The 7507-nt window shown below is 41.1% G+C and carries 10 protein-coding genes and 3 pseudogenes; 9 read left to right on the forward strand and 4 right to left on the reverse strand.

Annotation, left to right across the window (positions count from 1 at the left end; all coding sequences use genetic code 11):
- The first annotated feature begins 167 nt into the window (after window positions 1-167).
- From HGP28_RS18745 to HGP28_RS18755, 3 genes are all read left to right on the forward strand, one after another.
- Window positions 168-692, forward strand: coding sequence for a VspR family transcription factor (locus HGP28_RS18745; protein WP_168837969.1), 525 nt, complete (start codon window positions 168-170; stop codon window positions 690-692).
- Complete coding sequence (locus HGP28_RS18750) at window positions 686-2053, forward strand: DEAD/DEAH box helicase (protein WP_168837970.1); 1368 nt, start codon at window positions 686-688, stop codon at window positions 2051-2053. The genes HGP28_RS18745 and HGP28_RS18750 overlap by 7 nt, the downstream gene beginning before the upstream one ends.
- Before the next feature lie 206 nt (window positions 2054-2259).
- Window positions 2260-2682 (forward strand): TIR domain-containing protein, encoded by a 423-nt coding sequence (locus HGP28_RS18755; protein ID WP_168837971.1) that lies wholly within the window; start codon window positions 2260-2262, stop codon window positions 2680-2682.
- Between the two features lie 3 nt (window positions 2683-2685).
- Here HGP28_RS18755 and HGP28_RS18760 read toward each other — a convergent pair whose 3' ends face one another.
- Window positions 2686-2826, reverse strand: a complete 141-nt coding sequence (locus HGP28_RS18760) for a hypothetical protein (protein WP_168837972.1) — start codon at window positions 2824-2826, stop codon at window positions 2686-2688.
- A gap of 124 nt (window positions 2827-2950) precedes the next feature.
- Entirely contained in the window at window positions 2951-3094 is a 144-nt protein-coding gene (locus HGP28_RS18765; RefSeq protein WP_168837973.1) for a hypothetical protein, read from the reverse strand.
- A gap of 214 nt (window positions 3095-3308) precedes the next feature.
- Here HGP28_RS18765 and HGP28_RS18770 point away from each other — a divergent pair, with 214 nt between their 5' ends.
- Window positions 3309-4001, forward strand: coding sequence for a hypothetical protein (locus HGP28_RS18770; RefSeq protein ID WP_168837974.1), 693 nt, complete (start codon window positions 3309-3311; stop codon window positions 3999-4001).
- Window positions 4002-4188: 187 nt separating this feature from the next.
- On the opposite strand, the gene HGP28_RS18775 is transcribed toward HGP28_RS18770, so the two are convergent.
- Window positions 4189-4740 (reverse strand): recombinase family protein, encoded by a 552-nt coding sequence (locus HGP28_RS18775; protein ID WP_168837975.1) that lies wholly within the window; start codon window positions 4738-4740, stop codon window positions 4189-4191.
- A gap of 177 nt (window positions 4741-4917) precedes the next feature.
- On the opposite strand from HGP28_RS18775, the gene HGP28_RS18780 reads away from it, so the two are divergent.
- From HGP28_RS18780 to HGP28_RS18790, 3 genes and pseudogenes are all read left to right on the forward strand, one after another.
- Window positions 4918-5622, forward strand: coding sequence for a hypothetical protein (locus HGP28_RS18780; protein WP_168837976.1), 705 nt, complete (start codon window positions 4918-4920; stop codon window positions 5620-5622).
- Between the two features lie 196 nt (window positions 5623-5818).
- Window positions 5819-6052, forward strand: a pseudogene (locus HGP28_RS18785) (IS3 family transposase); the annotation flags it as partial.
- A gap of 159 nt (window positions 6053-6211) precedes the next feature.
- Window positions 6212-6412, forward strand: a pseudogene (locus HGP28_RS18790) (IS110 family transposase); the annotation flags it as partial.
- A 31-nt stretch (window positions 6413-6443) separates the two neighbouring features.
- Here HGP28_RS18790 and HGP28_RS18795 read toward each other — a convergent pair.
- Entirely contained in the window at window positions 6444-6905 is a 462-nt protein-coding gene (locus HGP28_RS18795) for a hypothetical protein (protein ID WP_168837977.1), read from the reverse strand.
- Window positions 6906-6999: 94 nt separating this feature from the next.
- On the opposite strand from HGP28_RS18795, the pseudogene HGP28_RS19305 reads away from it, so the two are divergent.
- Together HGP28_RS19305 and HGP28_RS18800 are read left to right on the forward strand one after the other, a co-directional pair.
- Window positions 7000-7256 (forward strand): annotated as a pseudogene (locus HGP28_RS19305) (IS110 family transposase); the annotation flags it as partial.
- Between the two features lie 65 nt (window positions 7257-7321).
- Window positions 7322-7507 (forward strand): DUF1153 domain-containing protein (locus HGP28_RS18800; RefSeq protein WP_168837190.1); only part of this gene is annotated, 186 nt, incomplete at its 3' end.

The raw sequence follows: 7507 nt of genomic DNA on the forward strand, positions 1-7507 counted from the left end.
GATGTCACCGAGAGAGTACCGAGCTCTTAAAGTGGCGAGTTAAACTGTCCGTTTTAGTGGGGGCAACTACATCATATTGGTAGTCTTTGTCTAACTAAGATTTTCTTAGTTTTGCTGATTTGCGTATACTAAGCAATCCTTAGTTTTAACGGTTGTTTGAGTTATCAATGAGACGAACTAGAAAAGTTGATGCACTAATGCACAAGCTATTGATTGAAAAAAGAATGGATGGTTTTTCAGTCGTCGAATTACGGAACGCGTCTTTAGCTTACGTAGAGACGCCATGTGATTTGCATGAGTTACGTAAGCGTCTATATCGGCAATTGCAGCGTTTTGAAAGCAATAATTGGCTCAGAGCAGAAGGCTCACGAGTCGATAAACGCTACTTTCAAACTGAGCAGATGAATAATTTTGACTTTGTACCGAAAATCATCTCTGTCGCACACAATGAGCCAGAAACTCCCACTTTGGCAGTTCTGACCCGAGAGAGAAATGAATCGCGTGGTGAATTGGAGATTGCCCTTGGTGAAGTGGATGAATATCAGTCATTGATTCAACGTTTCCCAGAGCTTGAACCTAAACTCGACGTACTGCTTGCGCAATCAAGAGAACGTTCTGCACAGTTGCTAGGTAAAGTGAATGTGTTGACAAAAGTGCTTGATACTTTCGCTTGTGAGCAAACGATATGCTAAGAATTTGGCAGCAAGAATGTGCGGATGCGGCTATTAATAAATACCTTAGCGGTGAACGCAATTTCTTTTGTCAGGCAGCTCCAGGGGCAGGGAAAACTGTTCTTGCTGCAACCATTGCATCAAGACTTTTAGAGCTGAATTGTGTTGACCTTGTGCTTTGCTTTTCTCCGTCACGGACTATCGCTGATGGGATGAAAGCTACCTTTTCAGCCATATTGGGTCGGCCATTAAGTGGCGCACTAGGTTCGGTAGGTCAATCAATGACCTACCAATCACTGCAGTTTGTTGATGAGGAATTCTTACTCGAGCTCAGACGTTATCGAGTATTTGCTGTTTTCGATGAGATTCATCATTGTGCTGGCTCAGAAATCGGTGACTGCAATGTGTGGGGTAAACAAGTTCTAGCGAAGATTCAGAAAGTTGCATCCTATTCTCTCGCATTATCAGGTACTCCGTGGCGATCCGATGCCTTACCAATCGTAATGGCCAATTACACCGATGAGCTTGGCACCCTGCGAGTAGATTACCAATATACCTTAAAACAGGCTGTTACCGACAATGTGTGTCGTTCGCCGAAAATTGTATTGGTTGATAGCAATCAACTGTCCGTGGTTGGTATAGAGACCTCTCAATCATTTACTTCCGTAGCAGAAATGTTGAAACGAACAGGTAATTCATACCAGCATGTCATCCACAATCAGGAAGCGATGGTACATTTGCTCAAACTGGCCTGTGAAAAGCTGAATCACTTGAGAATACATAACCCAAATGCAGCAGGTCTTGTGGTCGCCACCTCTGTCGAACATGCTTTACAAATCGAGCAGCTACTCATCAGTGAGTTTGGACAATCGACGGTTATTGTCACGTACAAACATGAGCAGCCATTAGCGGAAATTGAACGATTTAGGAATAGCAGTAAACAGTGGATCGTCAGTGTGGGGATGATTAGCGAAGGTACCGATATTCCAAGGCTTCAGGTTTGCTGCCATTTAAGCGCTATAAAGACAAAACTGTACTTTCGGCAGGTACTTGGTCGAGTGTTGCGCGTAAGTAGCAATGTACAGCAAGAGGCGTGGCTGTTCACGTTTGCTGAGCAAAACTTGGTCGAATTTGCGGAACGTATCGAGCAGGATATTCCTGAAGCATGTGTCTGGGTGAAGCCTGAGACGATCTGTGATGCGGAGGATGTTCAGGTTTTGCGTAATTGGACCTGCGGGAATGCAATTGGCGAAAATGATCCATCAAGCATTGTTGATTGGAAAGTAGGTAGCAGCGATTTAGTGTCGAAACAAGCTAGTAAACATTCCGATGAACTCTCACTTCAAGCGTTCAAGCAACGTGTTATATCTGCGTTTGGTTAGGTTTTGGAGGAATGGTTTAATTTTTGGTTTCCACGATCTTTCTAACATGCACTACATAGTTCGGAAACTCCCCAACAATTTATATGTTGATTTTTCACATATGCATACGCGACAAATCTCACAGATTTGATTAATAAAACACCTAGGCGTTGGTATTTTGTTATGGAGCCACCAAGTAATTCTTGGAGCATAAATAGGAGATATATATGACAACCGTATTCATTAGTCACGACCATAGTGATAAGCAGTATATTGAAGCGATTAAGGCTACTCGCCTTAATTCCAATCACCCATTAGAATTTGAAGATCGTTCTTTAGCTGAGGCGATATGTAACGAGCATGGTCACACTATCCGGCGCCCCCCGAGCGACTTTCATTCGCTGCCCGTCAAAGAAGAGATAACAAAATTACTTGCTAGCTCACATAAGCTATTGGTATTAGTTGGAAATAATACACACAGTAAGTTATGGGTTGAGTGGGAAATCGAACAATTCTTAAAATACAATAGTGAAAAAAATGTTCTTGTGATGCGCACTCCTGATAATAATTATGCAGGAGCACCAAGTATTGTTCACCATTTAGAGCTATACGCATGGAACCTTCAGCGTATAGCTCAATGGGCAAGATAATACCTATTTACCTTTCTGGTTCGGGTTAAGTTGTTTGCCCCGGTTACCTTGTGCCTGAGAATACTGTCTATTGGTGCCTGATGTGCCTTTATTAGCATTCTTCATATTGGCGCTATTGTCTGCTGGGGTTATTTTCTTCGTCATGAAACTTACCTTCTTGATCAAAAATGAATGTGTTGTATAAAACTATTTCGGTTTTTGGGGTCGTTACCCTCGGCCTTTACTCGATGGTCGACCCGTTTTACTCGGGAGGTTAGGGAGTTTTGATTTAGTCATCATAACTTTCCCAGTCTTCCGGACGCTCGTCGTAGCCGCGTGATTGCCAATAGGCATCGTTATTCTCATTTAGTTGATTTGAGTGATTATCTAAATCAGCTTGTGTCGGTTCATAATCATCGTGGAATCCACTCATTGTATTCTCCTTGTCTTGTTGGGTTACTTTAAGCCTAATTTAGGTAGCATCGATTGATAAGAGAAACGAATAGGGAAATTGTGCCTAATAAAGGGAGTTTCTATTTACGTTAAGTTATGGGGCGTAAAATTAAGTTAATTAAGATGGATATAACCAAACAAGTTGACGATGGTTGTCAAGACCTGTGATCAAAATGCCTAAGCACTAGGCAGTTATGAAATGGGGAGCACTAAACGAACGCTCTGTAACTTCAAATAAGACGCGTATTGAAAGAGAATTAAAAATGCCTGAAAAAGAGATAAAACCCTTGAAAGAACATCCAGTAGATTTTGCTCAAATGCTTCGTGAAGAGTTGAAACGCGATAACATGAGTCAACCTAATTTTGCAGATGCGTACTATCGTGAAGTAGTTGGTGTGAACGCAGAAGAGTATGATTTAGAGAAGCACCGAGAACGATTTAAAAAACTTCTCAATAGTACTGACAGTCGTTCACCAGAAAGAATTGCTAGTTATTATCGATATTTTTTTCAGCAATATCGTACCGATGGAAAGTACACTTATGCTGATAAACAGGCTGCTTGGGATATGTTTGTTGAACTAGATACAAGTATCGCAACACGCTCCTTAAAAGGAGGTGATATTGAATCTGCCTTATCCCGTCTTGCACATTTGTTTAATTTCCATCGTCAAACAGCACACAAGCATGGTTTTGGATGTCGGCATTATTATGAAACCGTAAATGATATTTTTGAGGGTAGTCTTCGTCCTTTTACTACGAAATGGCATGGTCAATTTGAGTCAGGTATAAAATCTGATGATCAGGAAAAATTATGTCGGAAAGAACTGCGAAATCTTCAAAAAAAATTGTCTGAGCTGAAAGAGAAATTGAACGGAATGTGTTGTTAGTTCTTCACGTCTTAGCTCGGGGCCCTGAACCTAAAAAGTATTGTCAATATTTAGTGTTTCGGGGTTTGATATTATGAAAGTTCACTATTATTAACGTGCTCACAACCTGAAACTTGTTGATGGACGGAAATATTAACATGACACTCTACGGAAAGGGAAAATATCGAACATATTGTTCAAGTAATAATTAAGGTTGCTCTCGAATGATCTTATAGACTGTATTGCGTGATACTTTACACAGCCGCGCTATTTCTGAAACTGGGTTGTGTTCACGATGCATAGCCAGAATCTCCTGTTGAGTATCCACAGGAATCGGTTTGCGGCCCTTGTACTTTCCAGCTGCCTTTGCGGCTGCGATGCCCTCTAACTGTCTTTCTTTTCGGATGTTGAGCTCAAACTCAGCAAATACTCCCAGCATATCTAGGAAAGCTTTGCCTGCAGCAGAGCTAGTTGAAATAGGTTGTTCTGTGGCTGTTAGTTCAATTTCTTGTTCTTTCAGGTAAGCGACTAGCTGTTGTAGATCTAATACGGACCGAGCAATTCTATCTATGCGTGTGACTACGAGCGTATCACCAGAGCGAAGGTAATATTTCAAATCCAGAAAGCCCCTGCGATTAGCATCACTACCTGATGCCGTATCAGAAAAAATCTTGATGCAACCCGCCTGTTTCAGCGCTTCGAGTTGAAGTGTTAATGATTGATCATGAGTGGATACTCTTGCGTAACCAACTTTAGACATGGCAAATGCTCATTTAGGTTCTAGACTTTATGAACATACTGTTAATTAATTCAAATAACCACCCTAAATGAACATTTCAAATACAGTAATGTGCTGTTCATATAGGGTATACCCCAGATTATCTAAAATTAATGGCAGATTTGCTGAAAGATAATCTTATCCTCACTAGAGAATCCAATGAACTTTAGAGACCCAGAGCTTATTTTAGAGAAGCGATTTCGAGGCGGTAAGTGCTCTTATTATCAAGTTGCATCAATAAGTCGAGATGAAATTGCACTCAAGGATATCGTTCAGGGAGGGCAATTCGTTTTCATGCGTCGCAACTTGGAAGCTCATATCCAAAATGGTGTTTTAAAACAAATCACCAAAGCCGATGTGCCAAGTGCGCTATTTGTAGAACCGGTGTCTAAGAAAGCAAAAGCGAGGCAATCAGCAAGACAGTTAGATGATGAACGTGAGATGGAGCGGCGCTATCAATATGTAAGGGCTGTGCTAGATGAAGTACCGGCATATACACAAAAGCGGTTAGAACCATGGTTGATTGATGCAACTGGGCGGTTTGATGACCCTTCTCCGCCTTGCTGGAGAACAGTATCTAGGTGGGTAAGTATATTCATTGAATCTGGCTGGAAGAAAAACTCTTTAAGGCCAGGACATACAAACAAGGGTAATCGCGCCGTTAGAGTGGATCCGATCGTCATCAAATTGCTTGAAGAGGTGGTAAAGGAACATTGCCTAGCGAGCGCAAGAATAAACTATACAAAAGCACATAAAGACTTTGTTTCCCGTCTAGAAAAGATAAATGACAAAAGAGTCAAAGATGGTCTAACAGCTCTAAAACCGACTTCCTACGGTACGACAGTGAACCGATTCAAAAATTAGTACATATTAACTAAAACATACTAAACCTATACCATGGATTTTATGATAAAAATCATGCTATTAAGCATTTTGGTAATGTATGTGCTATAAATTTGAGTTATGCTGCAAGCATCACTTTTGAAGCCTGCAATATATGTTGCTGCAAGCATCACCTTTGAAGCCTGCAATGTATATTGCAGGCTTTTTTCATTTTTGCAGCATGAGTCGAAAAGGAAACTGCCATGACAATGCTGTTGCTGAAAGCTTTTTCTCACTGCTTAAGAAAGATCGCGTAAAGAAAAGAATCTACAAAACCCGCGCTGAAGCGCGGTCAGAGATATTTGATTATATCGAGTGTTTCTACAATCCCAGACGAAATCATGGTACTAATGGTGGACTGTCACCAAATGACTATGAAAGACAGTATTTTCAGGAGCTTGATAGTGTATAGAGTTCTGGGGTCTTACCAGCACAGTGCGCTTGGGTATCTCAGCCCTGTTAACTTTGAAAATCAAAATGTCGCTTAATGCAGTGTCCAGTCTAGTTGGTGCAGATCATTATATTATTTCTAATCTAACTATGAGACCAAATTCGGTGTGCCATTACTGCTCAAGTTCGAACCGTTTTATATATGGCGATGATGTCAGCAATGCAGTGTAATCAGGTTGTTAAAGCAACATACAAGCGACTCGTTGAAGCAGGAAAGCCCAAGAAAGTCGCCATTATTGCCTGTGTGCGCAAGATGGTCGTGATACTAAATACAATGTTAAGAGATGGCGTCATGTGGGATGAAAATACAGCTAAAAATTAGTCATTGACGCCATAGTCGTTTGTATGGCGATTTACCCTCGAAAGTGGAAATCATCATCTGCTAAGACTTTGTTAACTATGATTCTAAGTTTATCAAGATCTTTTGTTACCCAGCGAACGGGAATAGCTATAGTGAGCACACTAATTACTGCAAAGCTAATGGCTACAGTCGTAGAACCATTTAGGTAGTTATGAAATCCTAGAAACATACAAAAGTAACTAACCAAGTAATAGAGAATTTGACGTATTTTTTGAAAAATGATATTTGTTTGATATGTATACAGGAGGAGTGAATTACTCTTAAGCTGTTCGACTTTTTGGGCTATATCATGCTCTTTTTGCTCAAGCTTAAAGCGCCGTTTATTTGACATACCTGCCCACAATTTTTCAGTCCAATCTTTAGCGAAACCTGCTAAAAGGCTCATCAGAAAAGCGATTACAACACTAGCAAACCAAAATGCCGGTGATGTTATGAGTTGTTTTATATCTTCCATAATGTTTCCGTGTTTTACGCCTAACGAATGACATGGATTCCCCCTCTCGAGGAAGTGCCACACTTACGTGGTACACGTTAATGCCGGAGGCACCATGTCTGATTATTCTTATTTCTGCGGGATTGATTTAGCCAAAACCACTTTAGCCTTCACGCCATCGAACCGCGCGGCAAAGTGATCCACTACAAATCTGCCACTCGCTCTAACTTACTGACTAAAATAGCAAATTTACGACCCATGTGAATAGGCTTAGAAGTGTGTGGTGGTGCACATTATTGGGCGAGAACATTTCAAAGCTTAAGGCATGAGGTCTCCATCACTGCCGCTAAGTATGTCACCCCCTATCGCACAAATGTAATGACCCAGAGAAGAGTTGGACATGATATTGTGTCACCCTAAAAGGAGTCATTAGTACTATGGAACCAGAAGTAAAACGTTGGACGGCAAAGCGTAAAGCCGAGCTCGTCAAAGAGATCATCAAAGGCAAAACAACGGCTAAAGAAGCGGCAAGAACTTATGATTTGACGCCCGCAGAAGTTGAACGGTGGGTTGATGATGCATTGGGTGGAATGGAGAACGCGCTTAAAGCAAATCCAAAGGAT

The sequence above is a fragment of the Vibrio agarilyticus genome (assembly GCF_012641465.1).
Taxonomy (GTDB): Bacteria; Pseudomonadota; Gammaproteobacteria; order Enterobacterales; family Vibrionaceae; genus Vibrio; species Vibrio agarilyticus.